The organism is Desulfoluna sp. CYM3A, assembly GCF_056829965.1.
Genome location: NZ_CP186556.1, coordinates 4835453 through 4851296, shown reverse-complemented (window position 1 = coordinate 4851296; position 15844 = coordinate 4835453). Strand labels below are relative to the sequence as shown.

The following is a 15844-nucleotide window of genomic DNA, read 5'->3' as shown; positions in this document are numbered from 1 at the left end:
AGCGATGAGAGGCAGCGAAGCCCATATCGCCGGTAAGGCTGACTTAACCGCTACCGTCGAACCCGCTTTCGAGGTGGCTCACCTCGTTTTTGACCCGTTGGAGTCCATGTAGATGAGCTCCGGGGTTTCGATGAAGACCTTGGTGTCCGCGGGCACCGATGAGGTGAGCCAGACGTTGCCGCCGATGGTGCAGTTCCTGCCGATGGTGGTCTTGCCGCCCAGGATCGTGGCGCCGGAGTAGATGATGGCGTTGTCCTCGATGGTGGGGTGGCGCTTTTTCCCCTTGAGGTGTTCGCCTGCACCGGGGGCAGGGAGAGGGCCCCTAAGGTCACGCCCTGGTAGATGCGCACGTTTTCCCCCACGAGGGTGGTTTCTCCGATGACCACACCGGTGCCGTGGTCGATGGCGAAGCGCTTGCCGATGCGGGCGCCGGGGTGGATGTCGATGCCCGTGGCGCTGTGGGCGATCTCGGTCATGATGCGCGGCAGGATGGGCACCCCGAGCTCGTAGAGCTTGTGGGCCATGCGGTAGACGCTGATGGCGTAAACCCCGGGGTAACTGAAGATGATCTCGTCCACGCTGTGGGCGGCGGGGTCGCCGTCCCGGGTGGCCCGGACGTCTTCGGCCAGGGTGCGCTTGATGTCGGGGATGGCCCGGAAGAATTCGAGGACCGCCTCGTGGCCTTCGCTGGCGCAGGAGGTGCAGGACTTGTTGTAGCGGTAGCAGTCGTGCCTGAAGGAGAGCACCACCTGCTCGGTGAGCAGGTCATACAAGGTGGTGGTGAGCTGCCCGATGCGGTACGTCAGGTTCAACGGGTCGATCTTTTTTCCGGCAAAGTAGCCGGGGAAGAGGACCTGCATGCCCACCTTGATGATCCTTTTGGCGTCGTGCCGGGAGGGGATGGGCTCGTAGCCCACGTGCTTGAAGCACTCGGGCTCGTTGCAGCTGTCGATGATCTCTCGGGTGATGTCCGGCATCAACCGGCGAAATCGTGCGATGGACTCGTTTTCCGAACGGCAGCGGTCTGCTTCCTGGGGATATATTGGATTCATGGGACTGGTATGCTCCGATAAAAGGTGATCAATAGTTGGTGGGGTCAAGCGGCATTCATACCTGCCCGGCCTTAATTGACGTACATACCACATTGTGGTAGCTTGGGGCAACGTTGCTCGATACCAAATTTTATCGGAGAATCCATGGACAGTAAAGAGTTCGCGGCCATACGCGGCCGGTTGGCCAAGACCCAGAAAGAGATGGCGGCACTGCTGGGCCTGTCGGTCAAGGCGGTCCACAGCTACGAGCAGGGGTGGCGCTCTGTCCCCGCCCATGTGGAGAAGCAGCTCCTCTTTCTGCTGGCCCGGAGAAGGGGGCAGAGTGCTTCTCCCTGCTGGGCGGTCAAGGGGTGCGACCCCGCGCGGAAAAGGAGGTGTCCTGCCTGGGAATTCCAGGCAGGGGACATGTGCTGGTTTCTCTCGGGAACCTCCTGCGATACCCAGGGGACCCTCTCCTGGGAAGAGAAGATGAAGCAGTGTCGGCGCTGCCCCGTCTTGAACTACACAACCCTCCTCGGATTGAGAGAACACCATGACCGACCCCTTGAAACGGAAGTTTGCCACCCGCGTGATCCATAGCGGCCAGGAGACCCACGCCTGGGAGGGGGCCACCCTGCCCCCCGTTTATCAAAGCGCCTCCCACAGGCACCCCACGGCCGAGAGCCTTTCCGATGCCTTTTCGGGCCAGGGGGGCCATATCTACGGCCGCCTCTCCAATCCCACCAACGACGTCCTCGAAGCCAAGCTCAGCGACCTGGAGCAGGGCAAGGGCTCCCTTGTCATGGCCTCGGGCATGGCCGCCGTCAGCAACACCTGCATGGCCCTCTTGCGGGCCGGCGACGAGTTTGTGGGCGGTCGTTCCCTGTTCATGTCCACCTGGCTGCTCTTTACCCGCATTTTTAAGAAATACGGCATCACCGCCCGCCTGGCCGATCCCACGGACTTGGGCGCCATGGAAGCCGCCATCACCGAAAAGACCCGTTTTCTCTATATCGAGAGCATCGGCAACCCGGCCATGGACGTACCGGACATTGAAAAAACAGCGGCCCTGGCCCACGCCCACGGTCTCCCCCTGGTGGTGGACAACACCCTGGGCACCCCCTTTCTCGTTCGGCCCCTGGAGCTGGGCGCCGACGCCGTGGTGCACTCCACCACCAAGTACATCAGCGGCCACGGCAACGCCACGGGCGGGGTGGTGGTGGATAGGGGCGCCTTTGACTGGGCCACCGAGAAATTCGCCGATTTTGCCCCCTTTGTGGAAAAAAAAGGGAACCTGGCGCTCCTGGACCGCATCTGGCGGGAACACCACATCAACCACGGCACCACCCAGGCCCCTATGAACAGCTACCTCACCATGGTGGGGCTGGATACCCTGGCCCTGCGCATGGAGAGGCACCTGGAAAACGCCCTGGCCGTGGCCCGATTTTTAGAGGCTCACCCCAAGGTCGCCTGGGTCAACTTCCCCGGCCTTGCCGGCCACGCCAACCGGGATGTGGCCCACAGGCAGTTTGGCGGCAAAGGCTTCGGTGCCATGCTCACCTTCGGCCTTGAAAGCGAAGCCGCCTGCCGCAAAACCATCGACGGTCTTTCCATGATCTACCACCTGGCCAACATCGGAGACTGCAAGAGCCTGATGATCCACCCCTGGTCCACCCAGTACGTCTCCTTCGAGCCCGACGAGAAAACAGCCCTGGGGATCCGCCCCGACATGCTGCGCCTCTCCGTGGGCATCGAGGCCGTGGAAGACATTATCGAAGACCTGGACCAGGCCATTGAAATGAGCAGGGGATAAAGTTCAAAACAGCGGTTTCTTCTGGTGAAAAATACGAGAAAAAAGCGCCTCCGGCGGCCAGGTGGGGGCACCTGGAAACCCTGTGGCGAATGCATGGAGACCATGGTGATGCAGGCGTTTTGGGGCATTCGCGTGAAGGATAACGTTTGGCAACTGCCTTTGCAGGAGAGGAGAGTGTCACTGTTTTTTCTACTCGTTGCGTCATGATTTGATCTGCCAACACGTTTTCTCGCTCCCAGGCTCTGCCTTGTTGGTGTGGAATATGCCGGTGCAATCACCTGAATTCACAGGACGAAGCGATATCAGCCGTGGAGGCAGAGCCTCCGTGTATTATTCCCAGGCGGAGCCTGGGGACGAAAGGTAAAGTTTCATAGTGGTATAGATGAAGGCATTTGAAGTTCTTTTAGCGTTGCTCACGGGCGAAGCCCAGTCCGAAGGCCCTTGCGCTTTGGCCCGAGGAACGAGGGACAAAGCGCAAGGGCAATGAGCTTTCGAGGTGGCTCACCTCGCCGCCGGAGGCAAGCTTTTGGTTTTTTGATTTACGTGGGGGAAGGATAAAAACGATGGTACACGCGGTGAAGCAGGTGCATACTCTGGAGGGGCCGGTGACCCTTGAGAGCGGGGAGGCCCTGTCGGAGGTGACGGTTGCCTTTGAGACCTGGGGAACCCTGGATGCGGACAAGGGCAACGCCATTTTGATCTGCCATGCCCTCACCGGGGATTCCCACGCGTCATCTGCGCCGGGGGAGGAGCTGCCCGGGTGGTGGGAGACCATGGTGGGGCCGGGGCGGGCCATTGATACGGATCGCTATTTCGTCATCTGCTCCAACGTGTTGGGGGGCTGCATGGGTACCACCGGGCCTTCGTCCGTTAATCCGGAGACGGGGCGGCCCTTTGGCACCGATTTCCCGGTGGTGACCATCGGGGACATGGTGAGGGTTCAGGCGGGGCTGGTGGATCATCTGGGCATCGGGCGTCTTCATGCGGTCATCGGGGGCTCCGTGGGGGGCATGCAGGTGCTCTCCTGGTGCCGTCAGTTTCCGGAGCGGGTGGGCTCGGGTGTGGCCCTTGCCACCACCATGCGTCACTCGGCCTTGTCCATTGCCTTCAACGAGGTGGCCCGCCAGTCCATTGTTTCGGATCCCAACTGGAACAAGGGGCACTACTACGGCGGGGAGAGACCGGCCCTTGGGCTATCCGTGGCCCGCATGATCGGCCATATCACTTATCTGTCCGACGACGCCATGCACCGAAAGTTCGGGCGGCGGCTCCAGGATCGCGATGAGTTTTCCTTTGATTTTGATGCCGAGTTTCAGGTGGAGAGTTACCTCCACTACCAGGGCGCCAAGTTTGTGGACCGCTTTGACGCCAACTCCCTGCTCTACATCACCAAGGCCGCCGACTATTTCGACGTGGAGGAAGGCCTCCGCGACGGCGGGGCCCTGGATCGCATGGCCGAGCTGAGGCACCCTTTTCTGGTGGTGTCCTACACCTCGGACTGGCTTTACCCCACGTACCAGAACCGTGCCATCGTGAGCCTTTTCAAACGCCACGGGGTGGACGTGAGCTTTTGTGAGATTGAGGCGAGCTGCGGTCACGATGCCTTTCTCCTGCCCAGCGATCGCCTCACCACCATCCTCACCGGATTTTTGGGAAAGGGGGCCCATGCCTGAGAGTTTGAACAACCTGCGTTTTGATCTGTCCATCATCGCCGCCTGGGTCCGTCCCGGGTCCCGCGTCCTGGGGCTGGGCTGCGGGGACGGCGAGCTGCTCCATGCCCTGAAGCGCCACAAAAAGGTGTCGGAGACCGGCATTGAGATCGACGAAGCCCAGGTGGCCCGGTGCATTGAGCGGGGTCTCACCGTGGTTCAGGGGGACATGAACGAGGAGATCAGGGATTACCCCGACGATTTTTTTGATTACGTGATCTGCAGCCAGACCCTCCAGCAGGCCTACGACCCGTCGGGGTTGATCCGGGAGATGCTGCGCATCGGCAAGCACGCCGTGGTCTCCTTTCCCAACTTTTGCCACTGGCGCATCCGGCTCCAGATGCTTGCCTCGGGGCACGTCCCCCGAACCCGGGAGCTGCCCTATGAGTGGCACGACACCCCCAACATCCGGGTGCTCTCTTTAAACGATTTTCGCCGGTTCGCAGACGAGGTGGGGTTTTCCATTCGAAGGGAGGCGGCCATCAACTCCCGGGACATCCGGGTCACCGGCACCCGGGTGAGGGTGTGGCCCAACCTGCGGGCCACCTACGGGATTTACCTCATCGGGCGTTGAGCCCTTATTTGACATGTGAAGGACGGTACACCATGGCACACGCACCGCACCAGACCGGCAAGGTGGTTTCCCTTGCCGTAAGCACGAAAAAAGGCATTCCCAAGACCTGCGTCTCCGAGGTGACCGTGGTGGAAGACCACGGCATCGAAGGGGACGCCCACGCCGGTCCCTGGCATCGTCAGGTGAGCCTTCTGGCCCAGGAAGGGATCGAGACCATGGTGGCTAAGGGCCTCACCGTGGGGTTCGGCGATTTTGCCGAGAACGTGGCCACTGCGGGTATCGACTGGCTGAAGGTGCCGGTGGGCACCCGGGTGGCCCTGGGCGATGCCGTGGTCCTTGAGATCACCCAGATCGGCAAGACCTGCCACAAGCCCTGCGCCATTTTTCACCGGGCCGGAGACTGCATTATGCCCCGGGAGGGGATTTTCGGAAAAGTGATAGAAGGCGGCCTCCTTCGGGTGGGGGATGCCGTTTGGGTGGGTACAGCCTGACACAGGACATGAGGTCCCATGAAACGACTGCTTCCCATATTTCTTGTGCTGGTCTCCGTGGGGATCGGGGTGCTTCATTTTGTCACCCCGGGCCACGACATGTTCCTCCACGATACCTGGCGGCGCCTCAGCTACTTTCCCATTGCCGTGGGTGCCTTGTATTACGGCCTCCGGGGCGGGATCATCATGGCCCTGCTCAACTCTCTCGCCTTTATCCCCCATCTTCTCCTGTACATGGGCCGCAACCCCGTGACCTATCGCAGCGAACTCACCGAGGTGGGCCTCTATTTTGCCGCTGGCATCCTTGTGGGTGTTGTTTCTGGAAAGGAGAAGCAGGTGTCCGCACAGTACCGGGCCGTCTCCGAGCAGCTCGAAACGTCCCTTAAGCGGGTCAAGGACGATGCCCGGACCCTTTTGAGCCTGGAAGATCAATTACGGGTGAGCCAGAAACGGGCGGTGGCAGGGGAGCTCTCCTCTTCCCTGGCCCATGAAATCAAAAACCCTCTGGGGGCCATTCGGGGGGCTGCGGAGATCATTCTGGACGAGGCGCCGGAGGAGGGGCTCTCCCGGAAGTTTGCCGGAATCCTCATCAAGGAGACGGAGCGTCTGGACAAGACCCTTGCCGGGATGCTCGCCATGGCAACCTCCAGGGAGAGCGGAACCCAGGAGGTGGAGCGTACCCTTTCGGAGGTGGTGGATCATGTCAACGACACCATGTCCATCCGATTGAAGGATCGGCAGGTGCGCCTTACCATGTCCTGCGGGGACAACGCCAGGGGGGTGAGGGTGGAAGGGGAGAAGGTGTCCCAGGTTCTGGTGAACCTGGTGCTGAACGCGGTGGCGGTGGTGGGCAAGGGGGGACGCATCGATGTGACGGCCACGGTTTCGGAAGGGGTGTGTTCCGTGACCGTCAGCGACGACGGCCCCGGCATTGATCCGAATTTTTTCCCGAGGCTTTTTGAGCCCTTTGTCTCCGGGAGTAAGGAGGGTACAGGGCTGGGGCTTCCCATCTCCCGCCGCATTGCCCAGAGCCTGGGGGGCAGCCTGGAGGCCAGAAACCGCGATGACGGCGGTGCGGAGTTTTGTTTTTCCTTTCCCTGCCTGACAGAGTGAGGGCCTTGGGATATGGGGTGCGTGGCAGGGGAGTTCGAACCAAAACCAACGGGTACGTTTGATTGCCTTTGATGTCAGGAGAATTCACATGGCCGGTCATCTGCTTTTGATTGACGACGACGAAAGCCTTCTGGAAGTGACGTCGCACAACTTGTCCACCGGGGGGTTTTCCGTGCTTGAGGCGCGCAGCGGAGAGGAAGGCCTGGCCCTGTTCGCGAAAAAATGGGTTGATCTTGTGGTGACGGACGTGAAGCTATCGGGCATGGACGGCCTTTCCGTCCTTGCTGCCGTCAAGGAGATCAACCCCGATATCCCGGTCATCGTCATCACCGCCCACGGCACCATTGAGATGGCGGTGGAGGCCATGAAGCAGGGGGCCTTTACCTTTATCACCAAGCCTTTCAGCCGGGACGCCTTGCGGCTCTCCTGCCGAAAGGCCTTGGAGATGGGGTCCCTCCAGCGAAAGAACCGAGAGCTCACCGATGAGATCGAGGCCATCCGGGGCAAGGAAGCGCCTGTGGTGGCATCTCCGGTGATGGAGCAGCTCGTGGCCACGGCACGCCGTGTGGCCAACAGCGATGCCCCTGTCCTGATCACCGGCGAATCGGGGACCGGCAAAGAGGTCATCGCCCGGTTGATTCACCGGGAGAGCCCGAGACGCAGCGGCCCCCTGATTACGGTCAACTGCGCCGCCATTCCGGAAAACCTGGTGGAGAGCGAGCTGTTCGGCCACGTGAAGGGGGCCTTTACCGGGGCGGTTTCCGATCAGCCTGGAAAGTTTCGGGCGGCAAACGGGGGCACCCTATTTCTTGATGAGATCGGCGACCTGCCCCTTGCCATTCAGGCCAAGCTCCTGCGTGCCATTCAGGAGAAGGAGGTGGAGCCCGTGGGGAGTCAGAAGGTGATCTCGTGCGATATTCGCCTGATCTCGGCCACCCACCGGGACCTTGCCAAGGCCATTGTGGAAGGTGCGTTCCGGGAGGATCTCTTCTACCGCATCGGCGTGGTGCCCCTGCACATTCCCCCCTTGCGGGAGCGCCCCGAAGAGATTGTGCCCATGGCGAACCATTTTCTTGCCGCCTTCGGTTCCCATTCCGGCCACTCCCTTGCCTTTACTAAGGGCGCTTCAGGCGCTCTGGTGGCCCACCCCTGGCCGGGAAATATCCGTGAGCTGAAGAATGTGGTGGAGCGTTGCGCCATCCTGGCCTCCGGCCATGCCATCGACACCACCGACCTTGCCCTGGCCGGTTCTTCCGGCACCGCTCCGGGCGGTGCATTCCGCCTGCCGGAGGGCGGGCTGAGCCTGCCGGACCTGGAAGAGGACCTCATCCGCCAGGCCCTCTCCCGCTCCGGGGGAAACCGGTCCCAGGCTGCCCGGCTTCTGGGCATCCCCCGCCATGTTCTTATCTACCGCCTTGAAAAGTACGGGATTAACGGCTCTGCCGATGCCTGATGCCCTGCATCAGGCCGTGGACTCTCCGCTTACCACCCGGTTTCGTCCCTCTTCTTTTGCCCGGTACAGGGCCTCATCGGCTCGTTTGATGAGGTCGTCTGTTTTTTCCCGCAAGGCCAGCCTGCAGGTGGCGGTGCCAAAGCTTGAGGTGATGGCGATGAGCTCCCCGGTCTCGGGGTGGATGATCTCTTTTTCCTCCACCGCTTTTCGCAGCCGTTCCGCAACAGATCGGGCCTGGTCATCCATGGTGCCCGGCATGCACACCACAAATTCCTCACCCCCGTAACGCCCCAGAAAGTCATACGGCCGGAGGATTTCCTTCAGGGTCTGGCAGAAGCACTGGAGTACCAGGTCCCCTACCTGGTGCCCGTAGGTGTCGTTGACCCGTTTGAAGTAGTCGATGTCGGAGATGAGAAAAGAGAGGGCTGTCTGTTCGCGATGGGCCCGTTCGATCTCCTGCTCAAGGCGTTCCATAAAGGCCCGCCGGTTCATCATGCCGGTCAGGGCGTCGGTGTTGGCCAACTGAAGGATGCGGTGTTCCAGGTTGATGATGCGCTCTCCGATGCGGATGCGGTACTTGAGCTCTTCCTGGTTGAAGGGCTTGGTGAGGAAATCATCGGCGCCGGCTTCCAGGCCGTGGATGATGTCTTTTTTCTCGCCCTTGGTGGTGAGCAGGATGATGTAGATGTACCGTGCAATGTCTAAGTCACGAATGGCCCTGCAGAGTGCGGGCCCGTCCATGAGGGGCATCATCCAGTCCGAGATGAGCAGGCTCGGGGGGCTGGGGCGGGTGATCATCTCAAAGGCTTCCCGGCCGTTGACGGCCACGTCGATATCGTAGCCCCACTTCATCAGGTTGGTTTGAAGGACGCGCCTGGAGATCAGGTCATCTTCGGCGATCATGATTTTCATGGGCCATTCCCTTGAGGGTGAGGGTGAGTTCATGGGCCAGGTCATGGAGTGTGGTTTCCAGGGCTGCGGCCTCTTCTTCTGCCAGGTCAAAGTGTCCGTTGGTTCCGTGGGTTTCCAGGCGCTGGGCTGTGTCGTGGGCCTCGGTGGCGGCAAAATTGACCACAGCCCCCTTGATGCTGTGGGCCAACCGGGCGATGGCCGGCCCGTCTTTGGTCAACAGGACCTGACGGAGGGTGGCCAGGTTGCCGGGAAGCTCCTTTAAAAAAATATCGGTGATTTCCCGGAACAGTTCGGGGTCGTCCAGGACATTTTCCATGGCCGAGGCCATGTCAAAGGTTGTGGGTACAAAGGGTTTTCCAAGGCTTTCGGATCCGCCGAGGACCCGTTCCACGGTCTCAAAAAGCGTGGCGGGGTTGATGGGCTTGGCAACATAGGCATTCATGCCCGCCTCCAGGCACTTTTCCTGATCGCCCTTCATGGCATGGGCCGTCATGGCGATGATGGGAATCGCGGCGCCCTTTTCCGACAGGCCGCGGATGATTCGGGTGGCCTCAAAACCATCCATCTCCGGCATTTGGACATCCATGAGGATGAGGTCGAAGTTTTCGCGTTTGTAAGCTGCTACGGCCTCCTTCCCGTTGACCGCCAGGGTGACCTGATGCCCCTTGGATTTGAGGAGATTGACGGCGAGGACCTGGTTGACCCGGTTGTCTTCGGCCAGCAGGATCTTGAGCCGTTCCTGCAGGTCGCACACGGTGTGGCGGGTGACGACCGTGGTGTTTTCTCCCTCCTGAAGGCCCATGGTGATGAGGATGGTGTTGAGGAGCTCCGATTGCCTGACGGGTTTGGACAGATACCCTGAGATTCCCGTCTCTCTGCAGCGCCGGGCGTCCTCTTTTTCTCCCATGGACGAGATCATGATCATCTTCATCCCCTCCCCGAAGGGGGCCTCTTTGATCTTTTGGGCAAGCTCGAATCCGTTGATTTCCGGCATCTGCATGTCCAGAAGGGCCAGCCGAAAGGGTTTCCCGTTTTCAAGGGCCTTGGCGGCAAGGCCCAGGGCCTCCCGGCCGTCGGCTGCGCTTGAAGGAGAGAGTCCCCAGGTGGTGAGCATCTCCTGGAGAAGAAAGCGGTTGGTGGCGTTGTCGTCCACAATGAGAGTGGGCAGTCCGGCCAGGTCCTGCCTGTTGAGGCGCAGGGAGGGGGGCTCTTCCGAACGGTTCAATTCAAAGACGGCCGTGAAATGGAAGATGCTTCCCGGGCCCCCTTCGGGGGAGCCCCGGTAGAGGTCAGGCACGGGCTCGTCCCCTGCAAAGGGGTTGGGGCTTTCGGCCCGGATGGCCCCTCCCATGAGTTTGACCAGTTGCCGGGAGATGGAGAGCCCCAGGCCCGTGCCCCCGTATTTTCGGGTGGCGGATCCGTCGGCCTGCTTGAAGCTGTGGAAGATGGTGTCCAGGGTGTCCACGGGAATGCCGATGCCGGTGTCGGAGACGGCAAAGCGCAGGGTGGCGGTGGTGTCGGTCTGGCTCTCTTTTTCCACGCGGATCACCACCTCCCCTTTTTCGGTGAACTTGATGGCGTTGCCTGCCAGGTTGACAATGATCTGGCGAAGCCTGCCCGGGTCTCCCATGAGGGCGGTGGGCACGTCCGGACGGATGTGGCAGACAAGCTCCAGGCCCTTTTCATGGGCCTTCAGGGCCAGGGTATTCACGGCGTTTTCCAGGGTGATCCGCAGGTTGAACTCGATGGTTTCAAGCTCCATCTTTCCGGCTTCGATCTTGGAGACATCCAGGATGTCGTTGAGCAGGCCGAGGAGGGCGTTGGCCGACATCTGTGCCATCTCCAGGTACTCGCGCTGCTCCCCGGTGAGGGGGGTGCCCAGGACCAGGTCCGTCATGCCGATGATGCCGTTCATGGGTGTGCGGATCTCGTGGCTCATGTTGGCTAAAAATTCGCTTTTGGCGGCGCTGGCCATTTCGGCCCGCTGGGTGAGGGTGTGGGCATGTTCAATGGCCTTTTCAAGCTCCCTGTTGATTTGCTTGAGCTCTTTTTTTGCCTGTTTTTCCCGGGTGATGTCCTGAAAGTTGGCCACGATGCCGCTGGCTTCTCCGGAGGCACTGCGAAGCAGGGCCGCACCCAGCCGGACATCAATGGTGCGGCCTGTCTTGGTGGTGCGCCTCGTCTCCAGCCCTTTGATGTGGGCTCCCCCCAGCACCTTTCGGATGGCGTGGCGGATTTCCGGGAGCAGGGGATCGGGGATGAACGTGCAGGCAGGGTCCCCGAGCTCTTCGGCGGTCCACCCGAACACCTGGGTAAAGGCGGGGTTGACGTAGGTGGCCCGACCCAGGGTGTTGAAGACAGCCACGGGATCCACGATGGTCTCCATGACCGTCCGGATCCTCTCCTCGCTTTCCCGGATCTTTTTCTCGGCTTTTTTGATGGCGCTGATGTCCATGAAGGCTTCAAGGATGACATCGTTGCCGTCGAGTTCCACCTGCAGGGCTGTTTTAAAGACCGGAATCCGTCGTCCATCCTTGTGGATGATCACTTTTTCGGACTGATCGACCTGGTTTCCGAGGTTTTTGAGGTGGCAGTGGCCCTCATCCGCGGGACAGATGGTGCGGTGACAGGTGCGGCCGACGATGTCGGTCTCGGAGTCGTGGCCTGTCATCTTAAGGGCCGCGTTGTTGATGCGGCGCACGATATGGTCCTTGCTTACGATCATCACGCCGATGGGCAGGGTGTTGATGATGGTCTCGGTGCTCTCCAGAGATTTTTTGAGCTGTTCTTCCACCATCAGGTTGCGGGTGATGTCCTTGTCCACCCCCCGGTAGCCAAGCCATTCACCGCTGTCCCCCATGATGGGGACCCCGTTGGTGAGCATGCAGACCCGGGTGCCGTCCTTTTTTATGCACCAGTTTTTCAGGTCCACGATGGGGTGCTTCAGGGCGAAGATTTTCGCCATCTTTTTTGCCACGCTGTCGGCTTCGTCCCGGGGCATGAAGTCCATGGGGGTCTTGCCGAGCATCTCCTCCGGGGTGTAGCCCAGGACCTTACCGATGTTGCCTGCCGTAAAGGTGTAAACCCCCCGGGTGTCCACCTCCCAGATCCAGTCCGCCATGCTCAGGGAGATGTCCCGAAAGCGGGCTTCGTTGAGGGCCAGGATCCGTTCGGTCTCCTTCTGGTCCGTGACGTCCCTTCCGATGCCCCGAAACCCCACGATTTCCCCTGAGGGGTCCCTTACCAGGGAGACCGAGGTCTCCACCCGGCGTTTGGAGCCGTCCTTGCGGATCATCTCCCAGGAAGCTCCCATGACCGATTCGTTGGATTTGTAGACCCCGGTGAAGATCTCGAAGACGATTTTCGCGTTTTCCTTGTCGAGAAAATCCTGGTTGTTTCGGCCCTGGAGCTCCTCTCTGCTGTACCCCAGGAGCTTGCAGAAAGCCTGGTTGAAGAAGATAAAGTTTCCCTTGAGGTCCACTTCGAGGTAGCTGTCCGCGATGTTTTCGAAGATGGTCCGGTATTTTTTTTCGTTTTCCTTCAGCTCTTCGGTGATCTGGATGTAGGTGTCCCGTTGCTGCGCAAGGAGCCTGATCTGGTGTTCCAGCTCCAATGGGTTGGGTTTCAGGGACATGGGGCCACCTATGGCTTGGGTGAGGTTTGGTGTGGCGCCGGACAAGGGCGGTGACCTGACATCCGTGATGGGCACGGTGCCATGGAAGACGGGGGCGCCTGGTTCTCGGGGGTAAAACCCTGTGGGCGAAGAGACGGGGAAGGGGGCAAGGGGTAGTGGGTGGGACGAGGATTCCCAATACCTGCCTGTATTTGTAATATTTTAGCTGGATCAGGGGGGCGGGTCAAGGGGGGACGCCCGGGGTCGCAGGGCCAACGCATTTAAAAATCGAGTTGCCTCCGGCGGGTCGCTTTTTGAAAAAAGCTCCGCGAAAACTTTCCGGTAATTAAATCGCTTATCTGACCCAGTCCGTAAAATTCGCAGTAGAAGGCCTTTGCGCTTTGGCCCGAGGAACGAGGGACCAAGCGCAAAGGCAATCAGCTTTCGAGGTGGCTCGCCTCGCCGCCGAAGTCCTGATTTTTCAACCCACCTTGACATTTATCCCCAGGCGTCGTGGGGGGTGCGGGCGATGATCTCCCGCTGGTGGTCGTCGTCGAGGTCCACGAAGTAGTCGCTGTAGCCTGCCACCCGCACCAGGAGGTCGCGGTGATCTTCCGGGTGCTTTCGCGCCTCCTCAAGGGTGTGCGTGTCCACGATGTTGAACTGCACGTGGTGCCCCCCCAGCCCGAAGTAGGTGCGGACCAGTCGAGCGAGGTTTTCGAGGTCGGTGTCGCTCTCCAGGAGCCGGGGCATGAAGCGCATGTTGAGCAGGGTCCCCCCGGACTTGACCTGGTCCATTTTGGCAAGGGACTTCATGACGGCCGTGGGGCCGTTTTTGTCCGCGCCGTGGGAGGGGGAGGTGCCGTCGGAGGCGGGCTGGTGTGCCTGCCGTCCGTTGGGGGTGGCCCCGAGCATCTTGCCGAAGTAGACGTGGCAGGTGGTGGAGAGCATGTTGAGGTGGTAGCGCCCCTCTTTGGTGTTGGGCCGCCCGTCGATGGCGTTGAAGAGGGAGGCGTAGACCCGCTTCATGAGGTCGTCGGCCCGGTCGTCGTCGTTTCCGAAGAAGGGGGTTTTGTTTTTGAGGGTGAGTCGCAGGGCCTCGCTCCCTTGGAAGTCGGCGTTGAGGGCCTCCACCAGATCGGACAGGCTGCGGGTGCCCTCATACACGTGGACCTTCAGGGCCGAGAAGCTGTCGGTGACTGTGCCGATTCCGCAGCACTGGATGTAGGTGGTGTTGTAGCGGGGTCCGCCGTTGTAATAGTCTTTGCCGTTTTTCACGCAGTCGCGGATCACCGAGGAGAGAAAAGGGGCCGGTGCGTACAGGGCCACCATGCGCTCGATGGTGTTGTTGACGGCTACCTTGATGTCCACCACGGCCTTGAGCTGGGTCTCAAAGGCGCGGTAGAGGGCATCGAAGGAGGTCAGTGAGGCGGCATTGCCGGTGGCGGGACCCACCTGCACCCCCGGCGAGGGGATCCATCCCGTTGTCCAGGGTCATCGCAGCGGATCTTCGGGACGTTCAGGTACCCGGTGAGAATGTAGGCCTCTTTTCCGAAGGCGCCGGTCTCGATGCAGCCGCTGGTGCCGCCTTCCCGGGCGTCTTCAACGGATTTTCCGGCCCGCACCTGTTCCATGATCACGGCATCGGCGTTGAACAGGGAGGGGTAGCCGAGTCCTTTTTTGATGACCCGTGCAGCAGCCTTGAGCAGGCGATGGGGGGTGCGATGGCTCACCTGGACGTTGCACTGGGGCTGGAGCAGGGCCAGCTCGGCGGCCACCTCCAGAAGCAGGTGCGAGACCTCGCTGGAGCCGTCTTGCCCCTCTTTTGTCAGGCCGCCGATGTTGATGTTGGTAAAATCGTTGTAGGTACCGCTCTCCAGGGCCGTCACCCCCACCTTGGGCGGGGCGGGCTGGTTGTTGAACTTGATCCAGAAGCAGCAGAGGAGCTCTTTGGCTTCCTCCCGGGTGAGGGAGCCCTGGCGCAGCTCTTTTTCGTAAAAGGGCGCCAGGTGCTGGTCCAGGTGGCCGGGGCTCATGGCGTCCCAGCCGTTGAGTTCGGTGATGGTGCCCAGGTGCACGAACCAGTACATCTGAAGGGCTTCGTGGAAGGTCTACGGGGCATGGGCCGGGACCTTGCGGCAGATGCGGGCGATTTCCCGGAGCTCTGCCCGGCGATCTGCCTCTTCGGTGTCTGCGGCAAGGGTCTCTACCAGCTCGGCGTGGCGCTCGGCAAAACGGATGGAGGCCGTGCAGGCAATGGCCATGGCCCTGAGCTCCTCGGCCTTGTCTGCTGCCTCCGGGTCGGTGAGGTAGTTTAAGGTCTCTAAGGACTCCTGGATGTCGTGGCAGATCGCAAGGAGGCCTTTTTCGTAAATGAGGCCGTCCAGGGCGGTGTGGCCCGGGGCCCGCTGCTCCATGAACTCGGTGAAGAGGCCTGCCTCGTAAGCCCTTGTCCACGCCTCGGGCACGTGGGCAAAGAGGCGGTCCCGCAGGCTGCGGCCGGTCCAGTAGGGGATCACCTCCCGTTCATAGGCGGCGATGTCCTCGGGGGCCACCCGGTATCGCGCCATGGGCCGGTCATTTAAGATGCGCAGGTCCTCGGCCGTGTGGCAGGTGAGCTCAGGAAACGTTGAGACCGCCTTGGGTGCCGGTCCCCGCTCCCCCACGATGAGCTCCCCGTCGCCCAGGTACAGGGTCTGATGCTCGCAGAGATGGGCAAAGTTTTGTCGCCCGCATCACCGCCGCCCGGGGGCGCCTGTGCCTGCCCGCCTCCTGCTTGTAGAACTCCGTGACAAGAAGGGCCCGCTCAATGGAGATGGACGGGGTGGCGGCAACACTTTCAGCTTTGAGTCTCCGGACGCGCGGTGTCATACAGTGGTCTCCATGATGGGGGGATTTCCTTCCCGCAATCGTTTGGTTGGTACAATGAAACCAAAAAGCCTCCGGCGGGTCGCTTTTTGAAAAAAGCTCCGCAAAAACTTTTCGGTAATGAAGAAATAAGAGGGGCTATGCCCTGTAGGGACGCATCCTCAAAAAACAAAATCTGTTTGTCTAACGTTTCAAAAGTTCTGGCCCCCGGCAGGGCCGCCGGAGGCAAAAATCTAAATGCGTTAACCCTGTCAATTTAATGGGCCT

At 60.8% G+C, this 15844-nt stretch carries 12 protein-coding genes and 1 pseudogene; 7 read left to right on the top strand and 6 right to left on the bottom strand.

Annotation, left to right across the window (positions count from 1 at the left end):
• Positions 1-50: 50 nt before the first annotated feature.
• Entirely contained in the window at positions 51-1052 is a 1002-nt protein-coding gene (locus ACOYW1_RS24565; RefSeq protein WP_482420131.1) for a serine O-acetyltransferase, read from the bottom strand.
• Positions 1053-1196: 144 nt separating this feature from the next.
• Here ACOYW1_RS24565 and ACOYW1_RS24560 point away from each other — a divergent pair, with 144 nt between their 5' ends.
• From ACOYW1_RS24560 to ACOYW1_RS24530, 7 genes are all read left to right on the top strand, one after another.
• Positions 1197-1631 carry a helix-turn-helix domain-containing protein gene (locus ACOYW1_RS24560; protein WP_482418197.1) on the top strand — a complete coding sequence of 145 codons (435 nt, stop codon included), beginning with the start codon at positions 1197-1199 and terminating at the stop codon, positions 1629-1631.
• Positions 1585-2844 carry an O-acetylhomoserine aminocarboxypropyltransferase/cysteine synthase family protein gene (locus ACOYW1_RS24555; RefSeq protein ID WP_482420130.1) on the top strand — a complete coding sequence of 420 codons (1260 nt, stop codon included), beginning with the start codon at positions 1585-1587 and terminating at the stop codon, positions 2842-2844. The genes ACOYW1_RS24560 and ACOYW1_RS24555 overlap by 47 nt, the downstream gene beginning before the upstream one ends.
• A 563-nt stretch (positions 2845-3407) precedes the next feature.
• A complete protein-coding gene (gene metX, locus ACOYW1_RS24550) occupies positions 3408-4517 on the top strand; it encodes a homoserine O-acetyltransferase MetX (protein ID WP_482420129.1) in 1110 nt (369 codons plus the stop codon).
• Positions 4510-5127, top strand: coding sequence for a methionine biosynthesis protein MetW (metW, locus tag ACOYW1_RS24545; RefSeq protein ID WP_482420128.1), 618 nt, complete (start codon positions 4510-4512; stop codon positions 5125-5127). The genes metX and metW overlap by 8 nt, the downstream gene beginning before the upstream one ends.
• Before the next feature lie 32 nt (positions 5128-5159).
• Entirely contained in the window at positions 5160-5618 is a 459-nt protein-coding gene (locus tag ACOYW1_RS24540) for an MOSC domain-containing protein (RefSeq protein ID WP_482420127.1), read from the top strand.
• 18 nt (positions 5619-5636) lie between these two features.
• Entirely contained in the window at positions 5637-6731 is a 1095-nt protein-coding gene (locus ACOYW1_RS24535) for a sensor histidine kinase (protein ID WP_482420126.1), read from the top strand.
• A gap of 88 nt (positions 6732-6819) precedes the next feature.
• Positions 6820-8184, top strand: a complete 1365-nt coding sequence (locus ACOYW1_RS24530; protein WP_482418191.1) for a sigma-54-dependent transcriptional regulator — start codon at positions 6820-6822, stop codon at positions 8182-8184.
• 9 nt (positions 8185-8193) lie between these two features.
• Here ACOYW1_RS24530 and ACOYW1_RS24525 read toward each other — a convergent pair whose 3' ends face one another.
• From ACOYW1_RS24525 to ACOYW1_RS24505, 5 genes and pseudogenes are all read right to left on the bottom strand, one after another.
• Complete coding sequence (locus ACOYW1_RS24525) at positions 8194-9096, bottom strand: diguanylate cyclase (protein ID WP_482420125.1); 903 nt, start codon at positions 9094-9096, stop codon at positions 8194-8196.
• Positions 9071-12730 carry a PAS domain-containing hybrid sensor histidine kinase/response regulator gene (locus ACOYW1_RS24520; RefSeq protein ID WP_482420124.1) on the bottom strand — a complete coding sequence of 1220 codons (3660 nt, stop codon included), beginning with the start codon at positions 12728-12730 and terminating at the stop codon, positions 9071-9073. Before ACOYW1_RS24520 ends, ACOYW1_RS24525 begins: the two co-directional genes overlap by 26 nt.
• A gap of 477 nt (positions 12731-13207) precedes the next feature.
• Positions 13208-14164, bottom strand: a complete 957-nt coding sequence (locus ACOYW1_RS24515) for a pyruvate formate lyase family protein (protein ID WP_482420123.1) — start codon at positions 14162-14164, stop codon at positions 13208-13210.
• Positions 14131-15375: pseudogene (locus ACOYW1_RS24510) on the bottom strand (pyruvate formate lyase family protein). The gene ACOYW1_RS24515 and the pseudogene ACOYW1_RS24510 overlap by 34 nt, the downstream one beginning before the upstream one ends.
• The gene (locus ACOYW1_RS24505; RefSeq protein WP_482420122.1) at positions 15329-15580 is read right to left on the bottom strand and encodes a hypothetical protein; all 252 of its coding nucleotides are present in this window, start codon (positions 15578-15580) and stop codon (positions 15329-15331) included. The pseudogene ACOYW1_RS24510 and the gene ACOYW1_RS24505 overlap by 47 nt, the downstream one beginning before the upstream one ends.
• Positions 15581-15844: the final 264 nt, after the last annotated feature.

What these genes read in the sequence shown, in the direction of transcription:
- ACOYW1_RS24555 (WP_482420130.1), top strand. Translation starts at nt 1,585, where the DNA reads ATGACCGACCCCTTGAAACGGAAGTTTGCCACCCGCGTGATCCATAGC.
- metX (WP_482420129.1), top strand. Translation starts at nt 3,408, where the DNA reads ATGGTACACGCGGTGAAGCAGGTGCATACTCTGGAGGGGCCGGTGACC.
- ACOYW1_RS24535 (WP_482420126.1), top strand. Translation starts at nt 5,637, where the DNA reads ATGAAACGACTGCTTCCCATATTTCTTGTGCTGGTCTCCGTGGGGATC.
- ACOYW1_RS24560 (WP_482418197.1), top strand. Translation starts at nt 1,197, where the DNA reads ATGGACAGTAAAGAGTTCGCGGCCATACGCGGCCGGTTGGCCAAGACC.
- ACOYW1_RS24520 (WP_482420124.1), bottom strand. Translation starts at nt 12,730, where the DNA reads ATGTCCCTGAAACCCAACCCATTGGAGCTGGAACACCAGATCAGGCTC.
- ACOYW1_RS24565 (WP_482420131.1), bottom strand. Translation starts at nt 1,052, where the DNA reads ATGAATCCAATATATCCCCAGGAAGCAGACCGCTGCCGTTCGGAAAAC.
- ACOYW1_RS24530 (WP_482418191.1), top strand. Translation starts at nt 6,820, where the DNA reads ATGGCCGGTCATCTGCTTTTGATTGACGACGACGAAAGCCTTCTGGAA.
- ACOYW1_RS24540 (WP_482420127.1), top strand. Translation starts at nt 5,160, where the DNA reads ATGGCACACGCACCGCACCAGACCGGCAAGGTGGTTTCCCTTGCCGTA.
- ACOYW1_RS24525 (WP_482420125.1), bottom strand. Translation starts at nt 9,096, where the DNA reads ATGAAAATCATGATCGCCGAAGATGACCTGATCTCCAGGCGCGTCCTT.
- metW (WP_482420128.1), top strand. Translation starts at nt 4,510, where the DNA reads ATGCCTGAGAGTTTGAACAACCTGCGTTTTGATCTGTCCATCATCGCC.
- ACOYW1_RS24505 (WP_482420122.1), bottom strand. Translation starts at nt 15,580, where the DNA reads ATGACACCGCGCGTCCGGAGACTCAAAGCTGAAAGTGTTGCCGCCACC.